This window comes from Acinetobacter nosocomialis NIPH 2119, assembly GCF_000368085.1.
GTDB lineage: Bacteria > Pseudomonadota > Gammaproteobacteria > Pseudomonadales > Moraxellaceae > Acinetobacter > Acinetobacter nosocomialis.
This window is the reverse complement of record NZ_KB849239.1, coordinates 1,003,054-1,019,933: the sequence shown is the minus strand read 5'-3', so window position 1 is coordinate 1,019,933 and position 16,880 is coordinate 1,003,054. Positions and strand designations below refer to the sequence as shown.

General features: G+C 36.4%; 19 protein-coding genes. 8 read left to right on the top strand and 11 right to left on the bottom strand.

Going from position 1 to position 16,880, the window contains the following annotated elements:
- From F984_RS08865 to F984_RS08855, 3 genes are all read right to left on the bottom strand, one after another.
- On the bottom strand, positions 1 to 1,268 hold a 1,268-nt coding region (locus tag F984_RS08865), incomplete at its 3' end, for an Ig-like domain-containing protein (protein ID WP_004708647.1).
- Between the two features lie 443 nt (positions 1,269 to 1,711).
- On the bottom strand, positions 1,712 to 2,170 hold the full coding sequence (locus F984_RS08860) for a DMT family transporter (RefSeq protein ID WP_004708644.1): 459 nt from the start codon (positions 2,168 to 2,170) through the stop codon (positions 1,712 to 1,714).
- A 9-nt stretch (positions 2,171 to 2,179) separates the two neighbouring features.
- Entirely contained in the window at positions 2,180 to 2,614 is a 435-nt protein-coding gene (locus F984_RS08855; protein ID WP_002050842.1) for a DMT family transporter, read from the bottom strand.
- 99 nt (positions 2,615 to 2,713) lie between these two features.
- On the opposite strand from F984_RS08855, the gene F984_RS08850 reads away from it, so the two are divergent.
- Positions 2,714 to 3,646, top strand: coding sequence for a LysR family transcriptional regulator (locus F984_RS08850; RefSeq protein ID WP_004708642.1), 933 nt, complete (start codon positions 2,714 to 2,716; stop codon positions 3,644 to 3,646).
- A gap of 88 nt (positions 3,647 to 3,734) precedes the next feature.
- Here F984_RS08850 and F984_RS08845 read toward each other — a convergent pair whose 3' ends face one another.
- On the bottom strand, positions 3,735 to 4,466 hold the full coding sequence (locus F984_RS08845) for a GntR family transcriptional regulator (RefSeq protein ID WP_002050860.1): 732 nt from the start codon (positions 4,464 to 4,466) through the stop codon (positions 3,735 to 3,737).
- Positions 4,467 to 4,585: 119 nt separating this feature from the next.
- Between F984_RS08845 and F984_RS08840 the strand changes: the two genes are divergently transcribed.
- From F984_RS08840 to F984_RS08830, 3 genes are read left to right on the top strand one after another with little or no spacing between them, the layout of a single operon-like run.
- Positions 4,586 to 5,875 carry an SLC13 family permease gene (locus F984_RS08840; RefSeq protein ID WP_004708640.1) on the top strand — a complete coding sequence of 430 codons (1,290 nt, stop codon included), beginning with the start codon at positions 4,586 to 4,588 and terminating at the stop codon, positions 5,873 to 5,875.
- A 7-nt stretch (positions 5,876 to 5,882) separates the two neighbouring features.
- A complete protein-coding gene (locus F984_RS08835) occupies positions 5,883 to 6,695 on the top strand; it encodes an amidohydrolase family protein (protein ID WP_004708639.1) in 813 nt (270 codons plus the stop codon).
- A 9-nt stretch (positions 6,696 to 6,704) separates the two neighbouring features.
- On the top strand, positions 6,705 to 8,045 hold the full coding sequence (locus tag F984_RS08830; RefSeq protein ID WP_004708638.1) for an MFS transporter: 1,341 nt from the start codon (positions 6,705 to 6,707) through the stop codon (positions 8,043 to 8,045).
- A 194-nt stretch (positions 8,046 to 8,239) separates the two neighbouring features.
- Here the strand turns inward: F984_RS08830 and F984_RS08825 are convergent, their stop codons facing one another.
- From F984_RS08825 to F984_RS22355, 6 genes are all read right to left on the bottom strand, one after another.
- A complete protein-coding gene (locus F984_RS08825; RefSeq protein ID WP_004708637.1) occupies positions 8,240 to 8,380 on the bottom strand; it encodes a hypothetical protein in 141 nt (46 codons plus the stop codon).
- Between the two features lie 160 nt (positions 8,381 to 8,540).
- Entirely contained in the window at positions 8,541 to 8,927 is a 387-nt protein-coding gene (locus F984_RS08820; protein WP_004708636.1) for a hypothetical protein, read from the bottom strand.
- A 120-nt stretch (positions 8,928 to 9,047) separates the two neighbouring features.
- A complete protein-coding gene (locus F984_RS08815; RefSeq protein ID WP_004708635.1) occupies positions 9,048 to 9,548 on the bottom strand; it encodes a DUF2247 family protein in 501 nt (166 codons plus the stop codon).
- Positions 9,549 to 9,774: 226 nt separating this feature from the next.
- Positions 9,775 to 10,815 carry a hypothetical protein gene (locus F984_RS08810; protein ID WP_004708634.1) on the bottom strand — a complete coding sequence of 347 codons (1,041 nt, stop codon included), beginning with the start codon at positions 10,813 to 10,815 and terminating at the stop codon, positions 9,775 to 9,777.
- A 200-nt stretch (positions 10,816 to 11,015) separates the two neighbouring features.
- A complete protein-coding gene (locus tag F984_RS08805) occupies positions 11,016 to 11,561 on the bottom strand; it encodes a TetR/AcrR family transcriptional regulator (protein WP_004708633.1) in 546 nt (181 codons plus the stop codon).
- 682 nt (positions 11,562 to 12,243) lie between these two features.
- Entirely contained in the window at positions 12,244 to 12,768 is a 525-nt protein-coding gene (locus F984_RS22355; RefSeq protein WP_004708632.1) for a hypothetical protein, read from the bottom strand.
- 134 nt (positions 12,769 to 12,902) lie between these two features.
- On the opposite strand from F984_RS22355, the gene F984_RS08800 reads away from it, so the two are divergent.
- Together F984_RS08800 and F984_RS08795 are read left to right on the top strand one after the other, a co-directional pair.
- On the top strand, positions 12,903 to 13,472 hold the full coding sequence (locus F984_RS08800; RefSeq protein WP_004708631.1) for a TetR/AcrR family transcriptional regulator: 570 nt from the start codon (positions 12,903 to 12,905) through the stop codon (positions 13,470 to 13,472).
- A gap of 141 nt (positions 13,473 to 13,613) precedes the next feature.
- Positions 13,614 to 14,633, top strand: coding sequence for an MBL fold metallo-hydrolase (locus tag F984_RS08795; protein WP_004708630.1), 1,020 nt, complete (start codon positions 13,614 to 13,616; stop codon positions 14,631 to 14,633).
- Positions 14,634 to 14,703: 70 nt separating this feature from the next.
- Here F984_RS08795 and F984_RS08790 read toward each other — a convergent pair whose 3' ends face one another.
- Positions 14,704 to 15,402 carry a type 1 glutamine amidotransferase domain-containing protein gene (locus tag F984_RS08790; protein WP_004708629.1) on the bottom strand — a complete coding sequence of 233 codons (699 nt, stop codon included), beginning with the start codon at positions 15,400 to 15,402 and terminating at the stop codon, positions 14,704 to 14,706.
- A gap of 156 nt (positions 15,403 to 15,558) precedes the next feature.
- Between F984_RS08790 and F984_RS08785 the strand changes: the two genes are divergently transcribed.
- Complete coding sequence (locus F984_RS08785) at positions 15,559 to 15,975, top strand: MerR family transcriptional regulator (protein WP_002068075.1); 417 nt, start codon at positions 15,559 to 15,561, stop codon at positions 15,973 to 15,975.
- Between the two features lie 76 nt (positions 15,976 to 16,051).
- Positions 16,052 to 16,858: a type 1 glutamine amidotransferase domain-containing protein gene (locus F984_RS08780; protein ID WP_004708628.1), complete on the top strand. Its 807-nt coding sequence runs from the start codon at positions 16,052 to 16,054 to the stop codon at positions 16,856 to 16,858.
- Positions 16,859 to 16,880 lie beyond the last annotated feature (22 nt).

Genomic DNA, 16,880 nt, shown 5'->3' with positions numbered 1-16,880 from the left:
TCCAGCGTAATTGAATATTTCCCTGTCGCATCTGCTGTGCTAGTACCAATTATGATTCCAGCAGCATTCTTAACAGTCACCACAACATTTGCTTCCGTTAAACCTGTAACCACTTTACCGGTCGTGTCAATTGTTACAGTTAAGCTTGATGGGGCTGTGGTATCCGGTGCAATAATTGTTTCTGGTGCTGTAGCATTACCAGCTAAGTCTGTTGCAGTAGCAGTTAAGCTTTCACCATTTAAGTAAGCCTTATCCAGTGTAATTGAATATTTACCTATGGCATCAGCTGTAGCTGTACCGACTACGGTTCCCGCTGTATTTTTTATTATTACTGTTGCATTGGCTTCAGTTATACCTGTAACCACATTACCCGTATAATTAATAATCGCTGTTAAACCTATTGGCGCAGTTTTATCGTCAGCCAAAATTGTTTGAATTGTTGATTTATTACCAGCTAAATCTTCGGCAGAAATAGTAAGGTTTTCACCATTTAAATAAGCTTTATCCAGTATGACTGTATATTTTCCATCATTATCAGACTTTGCAGTTCCAATGATTTTTCCAGATGAATCTTTAACGGTGACAGTTGAATTAGCCTCTGTCAAACCCATAATAGTTTTACCGTTAGAAGAAATAGCGTGTGTTAAAGTAGGAGCCGTAATATCAGAAGCGATAAGCTCTTGTTTAATTGTACTATTACCGGCAGCATCTTGAGCAGAAACTTTTATTACTTCACCATTAGTATAAGCTTTATCCAAATTAATTAAGTATGTCCCATCTGCTCCAGCTTTAGCAGAACCGATTACTTTTCCAGCTGAATTTTCAACTATAACAGTTGCTTCAGCTTCTGTTAAACCACTTACCGTTTTACCATCTTCAGACAATATTTTAGTTAAACTTACTGGAGGAGTCTGATCAGAAGGTGCTGAACTATCACTACCACCACTTGATGACGCTACTGCAATACCACCAAGTGCAATCGCAGCACCGCCCCATAACATTGCTTGTGAATCCAATAAACTCTTTTCTTTTAAAGCTTCTTCCTTTTCAAATTCCTCATCAGCTCCAGAATTATTTTCTACTTGCGGACTAGAAACTTGTTCTAAAGAATGATTATTTGGAGTAACACTATATGATTCAGCTTGAATTACCTCACCACTTTTAAGAGTAATTTCAAAACCATTTCCTATATCTTTGATACTTTGAACTGAAGAAGTATCTAAAATAAATTTTTGACCATTTTTAATAAAAGTAAGTATATTTTGCATTTTTATAAAACCTATTTATAACGTAAAAAATTTACCACAAAAAATAAAAAATAGTAACATTTCAATATAATAATTTTATTGGAGCATTGTGGAGGTATAAATTTAACATATAAGATATTTATTAAAAAATAAAAACCTTTTTCTTAACTTAACAAGGTCAAAAGATTGAGAAATTAAAAAATAATTAAAGATTTTTTCTAAATTAGTAAAACCAATTTACTATTTATAATTAAATTATATGATGCTTTTAAAATTATAAAATTTATTTATTCACTATATAATTATTTTGTCTCAATATTTTATCTCATTATACTTTGTGGTTTCTGTGGATACCACTAAATAAACGGAATCAACTGAGCACTTAAAAATTTTAAATGAGCCTCATTGTTAGTCTTACTCCTAATGTGGGCTCATTAAATTCAATACTAAATTTGGCTCGTATTTTACCCTTCTATCTTTTTATCCTTACTACTTGAATAAATAAAATATAAAGCAATCCCTAAGCAAATTAGCGCTCCTAATCGATACAGTGAAAAAGGAAGCATTTCATTACCGAACCAGCCAAAGTTATCAATCAAGATACTCATCAAAAGTTGCCCAAAAATCACAGCAACAGTAGCAACCGCAGCCCCAATTCTTTGTACAGCCAGTACCATAATGACAATATAAGGTACGCCACACATAGCACCTAATAACTGCCATTTAGGAACATCTAGTAACGTTAAAGTTTGTCTAGGTTCAAAGTAAAAAATAAGGAGAGCCGTAATTAGAGCACCGACCGAAAAAGTCAGAAAAGCACTACGAAAAACACCAACTTTCGCTCCAAGTTGACCATTAATTGCGGCCTGTACACTCAGCAAAGCACCACCAATGACGGCGAGAATAATCATTAAAATTGTCATGCGGGTCTCCTATGCTTTTGCCACAAGTATAAGTGCGACAACAATAAAGATGAGTGCCACTACCCGTTTACGGTCTACTTTTCGATGTGGAGTTCCCAGTAAACCATAGTGGTCGATAATCAGACTTTTAGACACCTGACCCGCTAAAATGCCAATCATGGTCATTGCAATACCAATAATTGGAGTCGTAATGGTCAAAATAATGACGTAAGCAGGACCAAGAACACCACCGAGTAATTGCCAAGATGGAAGTGTAAAAAATGAAGGACTATTCCGTGGGCTAAAAAACAGCATGAGTAGAAAAGTAAGTGCTGCACCCACACCAAAAATACTAAACGTGGCCCACAGCTCACCCACTTCTTTTCCTAACGGCCCTAAAAGCCCTGCTTCGACCGATAGCCCCATACCCCCTAAAATGGTTAGGAGTAGTAATAGAATTTGCATCTACATTGTCTCATCTGTATCTAAGCAACGAATAGTAAGGTAGCCAATTCATCAGAAAAACAGCATAATTCATGAATCACTTTTGCAGAAATTGCACAAATGGATTTAACAAATTCGATTGATATCCGCACGCTTCGCTTCTTTATTAGTGTTTACAATGCTCAAAACTTCTCAAATGTAGCACGTAAAGAAGATGTGTCTGCTTCCATGATTTCTCGCACCATCCAACAACTTGAAGATGCGTTGGGACAACAACTTTTCTACCGAAATACGCGAGCAATCACACCGACCGAATCGGGCAAATTATTTTTTGAGTACGCGAAAAAAATTACCGAACAATTTGATGAAGCTCAAAAGGCTTTACAAGATAAAACCATAGAGCCATCGGGACTCGTCCGCATTAATGCCCCTGTGTTTTTTGGTCAACGGCATATTGCGCCATGGTTGGCGGGTTTATCAGAGCGTTATCCAAGGCTTCTAATAGAACTAATTCAAACCGATGAATTTATAGACCCATTGCGCGAAAGCACAGATTTAATATTTCGTATTGGAGCACTGACTGATTCATCATTTCATGCCCGTATTTTTGGTACACAAAAATATCATTTGGCAGCATCTCCTCAGTATGTTGCCAAATACGGTACGCTTGATCATCCGACAGAACTTAATCAGCACAAATGCCTAGTCTATAAAGGTTTTGAAGGTCCTAACCGGTGGTTAGTAAGAAAGCCCAATGAAGAATGGGTACATTATCCAATTACTCCATTGCTGTCTTCAAACAATGCCGAGAGTTTAATGACAGCCGCGCTTCATGGCATGGGGAGTGTTTTATTTCCTGATTGGCTAATTGGCGAAGCTTTAAAACAAGGTGATTTAATAAAGCTTTTACCTGAATATGAAGTCGCGATTAAATCACAACCCCAGCATATCGCAGCCATTTATCCCAATGTCCGTCATCCACCGCTAAACATTAGAGCAGTGATAGATTATTTCGCAGAAATCTATGGAGACACACCGTATTGGCAGAATTAAATTTTTCTTTTAATCATCATTTGTAAAGACAAAAACACCTGATTGCAGCAATCAAATAAACTCTGAAATCAGGGATCACCGTTAGATACTAATTAATTGCTATCTCATAATGAAAATTATCGGCCAAACCATAAGACTCACGGTATTCGACTGCTACGCCTTCAAGATTTTTTGCGATACGGCATACCTTCACTAAAGGGTCTTCAAGGTGATTATTTAAATGGCTATCTTTGATATTTTTCTCAAAAGTTAACCGTTCTGTTGCAGAAGAAATAAATTGACCACAGTGCTGATAATAAAAAGGATAAAGTAAATTCCCAAACTCAGCGATTGGAATTTCTTCCAGATTTTTAAATAAGCGTTCAGGCAGCCAGATTCTTTCGCTTAACACAACGACGTCTTCATGCTTACGGACACGCTCGATATAAAGCAACTTTTCGGTGTGCCCAAGCCCTAACTCGGCGTTTACTTCCGGAATTGCATCACACACTTCTACTTTTTTGATTTGTCCTTGTGGCTGAATAAAATCGCCTTTTTTATTACGTAATCTAAAAAAACGAATGAGCGAGTTTTCAAAGTTAGGTTGTTTTAGGAAAGTTCCTTTTCCTTGCTGTTTGACCAATAAGCCATCTTCAACCAGTCCTTCAACCGCCTTTCTAACGGTTCCTACCGATACGCTATACATTTGCGCAAGTTCTTGTTCACTTGGAATAGGCTCTTCAACTGTCCATTTTGACTGAATCAGTAGTTTTTGAAGTTCCCAACGGACCTTTTCATATCTTGGCAATTTAAAATTTTTAAATGCAGTCTCATCAAGCATTTGCGTTAAACATTATGAAATCGATTTGACAATATTAGCATAGTTCTGTGTAATACAAAAAAGCAAACATATATATGTTTATATGTTTATATGTTTATATGTTTATCAAGGAAGATAATATGACCGCATTGATGCTGATAGCTTTAGCTGTATCTATAGGCTTAGGTTATAAAACAAAAATCAATATCGGATTTTTTACGATAGCGTTTGCTTACCTGATTGGTTGCTTTGGCATGGGTCTTAAACCTTCCGAAGTTATTGAATTATGGCCTGTCAAAATTTTCTTTATTATTTTATCTGTCACTCTGTTTTATAACTTTGCTTTGGCAAATGGCGCACTAGAGAAGCTTGCCAGCCATCTTTTATATAAATGCCGTAAGTTTCCTCAGTTTTTACCTTTAGCGATTTTTTTCGCAGCAACCATTATTGCAGGCCTAGGTGCTGGTTTTTATACGGTACTTGCCTTTATGGCACCCATTACACTGCTGCTGTGTAAAAAAACTAATATGAATATGGTTATTGGCGGGATGGCTGCAAATTACGGCGCTCTAGCTGGCGCAAATTTTATGACATCGCAAAGTGGCATTATTTTCCGAAGCTTAATGGAAAATACTGGCATTAGCTCACAAACCGCTTTTTCATATAGCGGTGGCATTTTTGTCTTAACTTTAATTATTCCAATTGCGGTGTTGGGCATTTATACCCTCTGGAATAGAAAAAGTAATTCAATTGTGATTGAAGATCAAAAGCCTAAACCATTTGACAAAAAACAGAAACAATCCATCTTCCTTATTGTTTTAATGATGTCGATTGTTTTAGTTTTTCCAATCTTGCACCTTGTTTTCCCCGATGTAAAAACGATTAGCTTTTTAAACTCCAAAATTGATATTGCCTTCCTTGCCATTACCTTCTCGCTCATAAGTCTACTTATGAAACTTGCCGATGAGAAAAAGGTCATTGCACTTGTGCCGTGGGGAACACTGATCATGATTTGCGGTGTCGGTATGCTCATCGCATTAGGTGTGAAGCTTGGCATTATTACGACCCTATCTGAATGGTTAGCAAACAATGTTCCTGTGTGGGTTATTCCAGTACTGTTATGTCTGATCAGTGCCATTATGTCTGTATTTTCAAGCACTCTAGGTGTAGTTGCACCTACCTTATTCCCAATTGTTCCGGCGCTTGCACTTACCTCTGGCCTAAATCCACTTGTGCTGTTCATTTGTATTGTGGTTGGCGCTCAATCTACAGCTATTTCCCCTTTCTCCTCTGGCGGTAGTCTCATTATGGCTTCAGCACCAGCAGACATCGACAAAACCAAATTCTTTAATCAATTGTTATTTAAAGCAATTCCTGTAGGAGTCATTGCCGCTTTAATCGCTATTTTCGCTTTAAAATTTGTAATGTGAGATGAAAATGAACTGTATAGATACACATGCACATGTTTTTTCGACTCAGGACCACAGTATCGAAACAGCACGTTATGCACCTGATTATGATGCAACTGTACAAAGTTTTATCTCTCATCTTGATGAACACAATTTCACGCATGGTGTTTTGGTTCAACCCAGCTTTTTGGGTACCAATAACCAAGCGATGTTAAATGCAATTCAGCAATACCCTGAGCGTTTAAAAGGGATCGCCGTTGTTCAACATACGATGACTTTTGATGAGCTAGTAAATCTCAAGGCACAAGGCATCGTTGGTGTTCGCTTAAATTTATTCGGTCTTAACCCTCCTGCGCTAAATACGCCTGACTGGCAAAAATTTTTACGTAATGTGGAAAGCCTCAACTGGCAAGTTGAATTACATGCACCGCCGAAATATCTGGTTCAGCTTTTACCACAATTAGATGAATACAGCTTTGATGTCGTAATTGACCATTTTGGCCGAGTTGACCCTGTTAAAGGGATTGAAGATCCGGATTATCAGAAATTTTTAAGCTTACTTAACGTAAAACAGCACTGGATTAAAGTGTCCGGTTTCTACCGTTTGGGTGCCGCTCCAAACAACATAAATACGGCACGACTGGCCTATAACATTTTTAAAGAAAAAGGCTTTTTACACAAACTCATTTGGGGAAGTGATTGGCCGCATACCCAACATGAATCTTTAATTACTTATGAAAATGCATTTAGAGCTTTTAAACAGATTGTGTTTGATAAACACGAGCAATGTTTAATTTTAAATCAGAACCCTACCGAGCTGTTTGGTTTCTCACGTACATAAGGAGTATGTATGAAAAATGATATATCTATATCGGAAGTAGAAAAGTCAACGATCCGTAAACTTTCTTTTCGTATTCTTCCTTTCCTCATTCTTTGTTATTTCATCTCATATATTGACCGAGTAAATATTGGTTTTGCCGCTTTAACCATGAATCAAGAAATTGGTTTAACCGCGACTGCCTTTGGTTTTGGTGCGACATTATTTTTTATTGCATATGTCATATTTGAAATTCCAAGTAATATGGCCATGGAAAAGCTAGGTGCACGTATCTGGATTGCCAGAATCATGATTACTTGGGGAATTGTCGGTTGCTGTACCGCCTTCATTACCGGCCCTATTTCATATGCAATTTCACGGTTTTTACTTGGTGCTGCCGAAGCAGGATTTTTCCCGGGTGTATTACTGTATTTAACACTATGGTTCCCTAAACGATATATGGCTCGAATTGTTGCCGTATTTATGGTTGCCATTCCTTTATCTAATTTTATTGGTTCACCTTTATCTGCTTTATTATTAGGCTTGCATGGTTTAGTTGGCTTAAGTGGATGGCAAGTGCTTTTAATTTTTGAAGCATTGCCTGCAATTCTTCTTGGCATATTATGTTTAGTTTGGCTTCCAAATAAACCGAATCATGTTAAATGGTTAAGTTCTGAGGAAAAAGAATGGCTATCGAGTACCTTAACTTTTGAAAAAAACCAACAGTTAAATACTGAAAAACAAGACAGTGCCGAACAGAAAAAGAGTAAGTTCAAGCTGCTGATTACCAATAAATATTTATGGTTCTTCGCAATTATTTATGCAGGAAGCTCTGCAACCAGCAATATTTTATCGTTATGGATGCCTCAGATTTTAAAAGCCTTCCATCTAACTGCTATGCAGACTGGTCTTTTAAATATGATTCCGTTTGGTTTAGCTGCCGCTTTCATGATTGTTTGGGGCGTACATGCCGATAAAAGTGGTAATAAGAGTCTCAACACAGCTATTCCATTGTTTGTGACGAGTTTTGGTTTGCTCCTTACTATTTTTACCTCATCTTTAACCTTGAGCTTACTTTTATTCTCACTTGTTTTGATGGGTAACTATGCCATTAAAGGTCCTTTCTGGGCGTTGGTTTCTGAGCGCTTACCGCCTACTTTAGTGGCTGTAGGTATTGCAGCAGTGAATACTATTGCGCATATCGGTACTGGGCTTATGAACTCTATTATGGGTATAGTCAAAGATTATTCGGGTAGTTTCCCTGTGTCACTTTTACCACTCTGCATTCTTACCTTTATTGGTGCCGTGATTACATTGTATTTGGGAAGAAAACCGACATTGCCAAAAGCGCAAAAGGTTCAAAAAGCAGTTTAGGTTTTAGAAATGACAGATTTAATAAAAAGAGACCCATTGATGGTCTCTTTTGATTTATAACAAATATATAGATGCTAAGATGGATCAATATTTTCTTATTTTTATATGAAAACTATGAGTTTGTCTGTCTTTACTATAATAAAAAAGCCCATCTTCCGATGAGCTTTTTATTTAACTAAATTTCATAATATGTATTAGGCTTTAAATTCTGCTATTACAAAGTTTTTTACTATTTCATCAAAATTTGGTTTCAGAAGAGTTGGCTTGCTATCTTTTATAGTTATATACCAATAACTTGCTGCAACTCCCATGCTAATCAAAGCTAACAATTTCATTGCTCACCTCACTTATTGGGAAGAGTGGACTTCAACTTAACATCCGCGTTTGTAGCGTTCCAATTCGTTTTAGAGAGGTTTCTGTATATTTTTTAAGCAATGTGTAATAAATAAGCCTACAACTTTGAGAGCCTTCTTTAACGCCCATAATTTAGATAAATTAATGTTTTCCAAATCTTATACGAAATCCCATAGAATGCCCTTCTTCTTTGACTTTAATAGTATATAAGTATTTAATTTTATTAAAATCTTTCCTCATTTCTATATCAACCACTCCATCTTGCTTCTGTCCATTTATTTCAACTTTATAAGAGTAAAGTGGCCGTTCAGCATCAGTATAAAAATCAGATCCATACTGCTTAATACTGTAGTCTTTAATTTTTCCAAATTTCTGTCTTATGGTTTTATCTGTATATACCACTGATTTAACCCTTTGTGTATTTTCTTTATTATTAATAAATAAGTAGCCACTTCCAATAATAAGAATAAATATAGTGATCAAAGCGATATTTCTTTTTTTCATTAGATCTTTAAATTCTATGTACATATATTTCTAAAAATATTTAGGGAAAAATATTCTATCAAATTTCAATATATTATTTTAATATTTAATCTAATACTTAAAGAACTTTAACTAATTTTATTAATGCTAGGGATAGCCTCGGGTTTATTTGAATATATCAGCACCCTTTTGTAAGTAAATTTCCCAATTCTTCATTAAGCGATTAATATTTTCTGCATACGAATACAATGAGGGATCGTATCTATCCGTAGGGGGTATATATTTGATAAAACTTTCTATTTCAGCAGGATAATCAAAATCTGTATAAATACTTTCTACTTCATCTAAAGGATCTTCAAAACTTTCTCGATTAATCCAAAGCCAGCTAAGAAGTATATAAAGCCATTTTTCCCTAATCATCGAATCTTCATTAGTCTCTGAACATAATTCATTCAAAAAGGGAACGATATCATCTGATTCACTCGGTATAAGGAATGATAGTTCAAGTTCAGCCTTAGTATAGATCTCCGTTAACACAATATTTTCGGCTTTTTTGATTGGTAGTTCACAAGTAATCAGATTATTTTCATAGCCCCATTTGATATCGCACCATGAAAGTGTCACCTTTTCATTAATAAAATCAGCAGGTATTGGATACAAATTCATGTCATTGTGCCTCTGGGATCATAAAAATCATTAATTCTAATATTTCTCGAATACTTATTAATTTGATCTTCAAAAAAATTTTTTAAGAAAAAACAATAAAATTTCGATAATTTAAAAAAGCTTACTCTTTCGAGTAAGCTTTATCCTTAGGAGTTTTCTACTGATGAATAATGATCACCATAATTCAAAAAATTACTAGCCTTGATCAAAATTAAATAATCTGAATCTAGTTGATTAAAGTCTGATTAATCAATGATTCAATTTTTTGAGAAGCAACAGAATTATAGTAAGTACATTCATTCTTTGCTTCTTCAATTGCACTTTGGAAAGAAATTACATCCTCGTAATTATTAAATGAATCAAGTGATTTTTTATAACCTGCAACAATACTATCAATTGAAGTGTTAGGATTCTTTTGCCAATAACCTGAAGCTAGTTTATTGTCTATATTCATATACACCGAAACTGTATAATACTTTGGATCGTTTGCCTCTGTATTTAAATAAGCCCACTGTACATTACCCCATTTTCCAGTAACAGCATTACTTCCAGCTAAAGAAACATAGTCTGAAAAGTTATTAACGCTAACACCATTAACAGAAGCTAAACTTTCTGTATTAGTAATTACATAGTAAGGGACTGAATAATTTGTTCTTTCAACCTGAAAACACTTAGCTCCTGCAGGAAATGTATTTTTTTTAGTTAAAGCTAAAAAATTTTTAAATTGATCACCAATAGATTCTCGATGAAAAAATACGCTTGTAGGAATTTTCTCTGCAAGCAGATTCCAATATACGGCGGTTCTGTCACTTATTCTGACATTCTTTAAATCAATCCAGCGCCCTTTCTCTTCTACGACAATATTCTTAAGGCCATCTTTGTTATAAGGGGTTTTTCGAAGAGTAGTTCCATCTTGTGAAGTAGATCTTAAAATATATCGTCTATAACCTAATGGATACTTCGTCTCATCTGGTCTGTAAAGACCATCTGTGCTTAACATTAGGCGACCAATATCTGGTTGAGTGCTTTTATCTAATTTAGGATAATCTGCATACCAAATATTTCCGTTTCTTGAATTTCTAGTAATCTCAACAAATGTATTATCAAACTGAATAGATGCCCATTTGTAAGAAGTAGTATTATCAAACTCGCTACTAAGAATTTCATCTTTTGTTGTTGTAACTGTATCACTACTTCCAGTCCCGCCACCACAGCCGACCATAAGACCTGAAAGTAGAAAAAGGAAAATAGCTTTATTAAGTGTCATAAAATTTACTCTTTTTTATTGAGTGGTATAAAATGCGGTTAAGCATAATAAGTTAAAATTTTATTATAAGAAATAATTAATTTTCAGATTTAACTTATTAATTATCAGACGTAATAATAAAAGTTTAAGTAAGTTAAAAAGGTAATCAATTATTAAAAATTAAATTTATTGCTTCATTTAAATTGAAAAAATATTAATTCCTATTTAAAAAACCTCTCCACCACCATATCCCTTTCATCCAAACTATTTGAGCTTAAAATCTGGAACATCAAGCCATCTATTAGGTTTAAAACCAAATTGGCATCGGGTTTGAATGCATGAGTTTCTAAACTAAAAATCAGGTCAAAAATCTCATGAAGCAACCATTTTCTATACTCTATTGCCATACGGTAAGCCTGTGGATAAGCGGCTTTAATTTCAAAAAAGGCTTTTAGTAAAAGGTAGTACAGGCTATTAAAGTTGGCATGTAAAACAATAATTTCTTTGAGTTTATCTTTTGAAGTGCGGTAATGGCCTGAGTAAATAATGGCAAGCACTTCTTCTCTGAGCAAGCTTTTTTGAAAGGCAATGCACATTTCGATCAGGCCTTCTTTTGAACCAAAATATTTATAAAAGGTGGATTTGGTAATTTGGGCTTCTTTAGCAATCAGGTCTACGCCCGCTGTGTGAAACCCGTAAGTTGTAAATAGGTGTATAGCAGTTTGAATAACATGTAGTTTTTTCGAAGATATTTCTAAATTTGACATAGTTTTGCCGTTATAAATTCTTGTTGTTTCTAAATGAGATTAAAAAGCTGTGCCTTTTCTGGGAGAAAAAAAGGCACAGCAAAGCCGTAAAGACTGTGCTTGGCACATCTCAAGTTTTATTGTTGCTGAGTTTTAGACGTAATGATTTAAAGCCTGAAAAGCCTATAGCTCATCAAACTGCTTTAAATTGATTTAAGTTGTGTCGAGATAGTTTTTGACAGTGACTGCCAATAATTTATGAATGTGCATAGCCAACTCCTTCTTTTGGGAGTTCTGCCGAAACATTATAAATTATGGTGGCAGAACGGAAGCAGGTTGACGGACTGGTTTGAACTCCAGCACACCCAAAGGTGTCCCACTCCCGTCCTACCGCTACGGGAGGGAACGGGGTGTGCACACAAGACTACTCCTCAGAAGAAATAATCCTGATGTGGTTCAAATAGCGGTCCGTCAAAACCGGCTGGCAATGTAGGCCAGCCCGCAAAGGATAGTATCCAACTCACTTACAGTCAAGCATACAAAATGACATTTGCTTTAAAATAGATCATTAAAAAGTAAGGATAAATAGTTAAAATTTATTGTTAAATTTTTATTTATAAAATGCATAAAACAAAACGATCTACTCCTGTCCCTACTTAAGTACTGCCCAAATTATCAATTCTTTTCGCCCTCTTTGAACCTTTTATGCCAACTTAAATGGAAATACGTAAATGACATTACTAGCCATAGGATAAATCCCTAGGCTTTCGGTTCTTTCCTTTAATTGTTCTATAGAAAGCCCTGAAATGGGTTCACGCCCGCCCCAGACCAACAAGCCTTTTTTAGCGTAGTCTTCGAGTACTTCTATGGTTTTTCCATTTTTAAGCTCAATCACAACATTTTTTTCTTTAATTGGGAGTAATTGCGCATTTTCATCGGTAACGAACATGGTCAGGCTTATAGCTGTCGCTATTTGTTCTTGGTATGGCGCGATAATAATTCCATTACTAGCGACTGGCGTGATGCTCAGTTGTGAAAACTGCAAATCAGTTATAGCATCTTGATTGGGAGCTCGACCACTCCATATAAGAATGCCTTCAGGGAACGCGGCTAAAGGTTCTTGGCTGTCATTGATCTCTAGTATTTTTCCGTCATCAAATTTAATAACCAGACTTTGTCCTGCATAGCGTGTTAAAGCACTATTTTGGTCAACAGCAAAAATTTTCATTTAATTTCATTCCCCAACAGCCAAGCATAAGATCATAACGGTTAGCTATCGTTTTAAGTTGGTATTTTTGTTTAGCTTGCATTTTTTCTATTTTTGTTTATGATTGAGTAATCACTCAATTAATCTGTTTGTATATGGCTCGTCCTCGTAGTGAAGATAAACGTAATGCAATTTTAAGTGCTGCTATCGAAACATTAGCAGAGCTTGGCGAACGTGCGTCTACCTCAAAAATTGCAAAAGTTGCTGGCGTGGCAGAAGGCACTTTATTTACCTATTTTAGTAATAAAGAAGAATTGCTTAATCAGTTATATCTTTCGCTCAAGTCTGAGCTACGTCAGGTCATGATGCTTGGTTACCCTACCAACTCAGACTTACAAACACAAATGTCGCATATCTGGCAAAGCTATTTGGACTGGAGTTTAGAAGCTCCCCTTAAACGTAAAGTCATGGCGCAGCTTTCAACATCGGAACAAATTACTGAGCAAAGTAAACAAATTGGTATGCAAACCTTTTGTGATTTTACTCAAAACATTCAAGAACGTATTAACGATGGCAAGTTAAGAGATTATCCACCGTTATTTATTGCTTCAATTTTAGGTGCGCTTGCCGAGGTTACACTTAATTTTATTGCCCAAGACCCTTCTCAAACCGAGCGTTATCGCAAATCTGGTTTTGAAGCGTTTTGGCATGCCGTTTCAATATAGATAAAAGAGTAAGGATGCACGGCGTCCTTATTTTTAAACCAATTAATGAGTGAGTAAATACTCATTTAAGTAAATCAAAATAAGTACTTAGCCCAAGTTCTTATTTGTACATATAGGTTTGTTCCAATAAGGAAAAACAAGATGACGATTTCAAACACAACAAACTTGCCTTCTCCCCTAATGCCATCTCAACAGCACAATGGCAAATTTAGAAATACGCGTCCGAACCAACACAAGCCTTCTTTTGGCAAAACTCTCCAACTCATGTGGAAGTTTCTATTTAACAAGCCAAAAGACACAGTACCCAACAAAGAAATTCCTGTTTTAAGCTTAACCAAAGAACAGCTTTTAAGTGCGCCTGACCGCTCTCTATTTCGTTTGGGCCACTCAACCATTTTGTTAAAACTGCAAAATGAGTTTTGGTTAACCGACCCTGTTTTTTCTGAACGTGCTTCACCTTTTCAATGGATTGGTCCAAAACGTTTTCACCAGCCACCGATTAGCATTGCAGACTTACCACCCATTAAAGGTGTGATTCTGTCGCATAACCACTACGACCACCTCGACTACCATGCGGTTATGCAGCTTAACGATAAAGTTGAACATTTCTTAACGCCGCTTGGTGTAGGCGATACCCTTATTAAATGGGGAATTCCAGCAGAGAAAGTTCAACAACTCGACTGGTGGGACACCACGCATATAGATGGACTTGAACTGGTCGCTACCCCTGCCCATCATTTTTCAGGCCGTGGTATGGGCGATAGCAATGCAACGCTATGGGCTTCGTGGGTGATTATCGATAATGACTTACGTGTGTTTTTTAGCGGTGACACGGGATATTTTGATGGGTTTAAAGAGATTGGACATCGTTATGGTCCATTTGATTTGACCATGTTAGAAACTGGTGCGTATGATCCTGAATGGCCCGATGTTCATATGCAACCAGAGCAAACTTTACAAGCACATTTAGACTTAAAAGGTCGTCATTTGTTGCCTGTACATAATGGTACTTTTGACTTGGCGCTTCATGCTTGGGACGACCCGTTTGAACGTATCGTGGCTTTGGCTCATGAAAATAATTTAGCCATTAGCACACCGCAAATGGGACAACTCTTGAACTTAAACGAGCCGAATGTTGAAAATTATTGGTGGCGTTCATAGTTTGATAAAAATAAGCCGAATGCTCCATTTGCAGTATTCGGCTTATCTTATTTATAACTTTGAATAATTTTCACGAAGCACTCTTTTCAAGCGTTTCTATAATCGCTAAAGCCGTCTTCTTAGCTGAAAACGGGTTTTGACCAGTAATCAAGTTGCCATCTTGAACCACATACGGCGCAAAAGGAATAAAAGCCTTTTCATAACGAGCGCCATATTCTTTCGCTAACTCTTCGGCATTGTATGGCACTTTTTTCGCTACCCCTGCCAGAACCTCTTCACTCCATGCAAAGCCAGTTAACTTTTTACCTTCTATTAGACGTTTGCCATTTGAAAGTCTGACGTTAAGCAAACCGCAATAACCGTGGCATACACTCGAAACAATCCCGCCTTTTTCATAAATATTTTTGGTGATTTCTTGCAGTTCAGGGTTATCTAAAAAATCCCACATCACACCGTGACCACCCGTGTAATAGATCACGTCATAATCTTGCCAATGAATATCGGAAGGCTTAAAAGTATTTGCTAACAGGGTAATAAAAGCTTGGTCTTTTTCTCTGGCTTTAACAGATTTATCTGCAACCAAAGGCGCAAGTGATTTAGGCTCGATCGGGGTTTTTCCGCCATTTGGGCTGACAATATCTTGCACATAACCTTGCTTTTCAAACTCATCATAAGCATGGGTGAGCTCGCCCAACCACAGTCCTGTCGGCTCATCTACATCCTTATAGCGTGAAATATTGGTCACGACGTGTAATATGCGTTTAGACATTTTCTCACCTCTTTTTTCATACTTATAATTCTATTCTTTCATCTATCAAAGCATAGAAAGCTGTTACTGAAAGTGTGTGCTTGGTAAAGTTATGAACCTTGCTTTTAAGTGACTATAAGTCTAAAGTTAACTTGAATGTCAATAGAGTATGTGGCTATGAATATTAGCGAGTTATCAAAGCTAAGTGGTTTAAGCACCCCTACAATTCGTTATTACGAGCAAATCAAACTCTTGCCTAAAGCAAAAAGAAAGTCGAATGGTTATCGTGAATATACGGATAACGATTTAAAGCAACTTTCTTTAATTCAACAGGCCCAGCAAGTTGGTTTTTCTTTAGCAGAAATTAAATCATTTTTACCGTCCAAGGTGTCTTCTTGGAACCATGACGCACTCATCCAAACACTTGAATCTAAAATTCAAGAAATCGAACTTTTAGAACAAAAGCTTAAAGTCAGTAAGCAAAATTTACTCACCATGATTGAAGCAATTAATAACAAACCCGATGAAATTACCTGTGAAGAAAATGCCGAACGCCTTATGAATCTCTATTACGATAAATCAAAAACGCCGTAAACCTATAGAATTCTATTGACCTTAAAGTACACTTTAAACATACGATGGATCACAGGTGATAAATGAGGAACCTGTGATGTTTAAAGTGTGGAATTTTCAACGTTGGTTAAGTATTATTTTTGCCATTCTTTTATCTACAAATGTGGTTTATGCCGCAGGTTCAGATAAAGCTCAAAGCCTTGCAAAAACAAATGGAAAAATTTTAGTCGTCATGACTAATCATTCGGCTTACCCTTCTCGTTCAGATAAAACAGGACTTTGGCTAACCGAACTCACCCATTTTTATGATGTTGCATTAGCTGCCGGCTATGAAATGGACTTTGTAAGTCCTTTAGGTGGTGAAGTGCCTCTAGATGAACGTAGCTTAAAGTCTATTTACTTAGACAAATCCGCTCGTCAGCATTTAGCCGACCCAGCATTTATGCAACGGTTAAAAACAACATTAACTCCGAACGCGATTAATCCTACCCAGTACAAAGCCATTTACTATACGGGTGGGCACGGCACCATGTGGGATTTCCCAAATAATAAAGCTTTGCAAAACATTAGCGAACAGATCTATCGCCAAGGTGGAGTCGTTTCAGCAGTCTGTCACGGCGTAGGTGGTTTATTACCTTTGCAGGATGAAAATGGCAAACCGTTAATTGCAGGTAGAACTGTCACGGGTTTTGCAAATATAGAAGAAACTCTTTCTGGTATTAAGTCTCAAGTTCCATTTTCTTTACAAAATGGGCTCATTGAACGTGGTGCAAAATATAAACAAGCTTTTATTCCGTTTACCTCATATGTGGTTTCAGATGGCAGAATTATTACTGGACAAAACCCACAGTCGAGTAAAGAAATTGCCGAAGCAGTAGTTAAACGTTTAAGCAGTATGAAATAAATCTAAAAAGACGAATTACAGA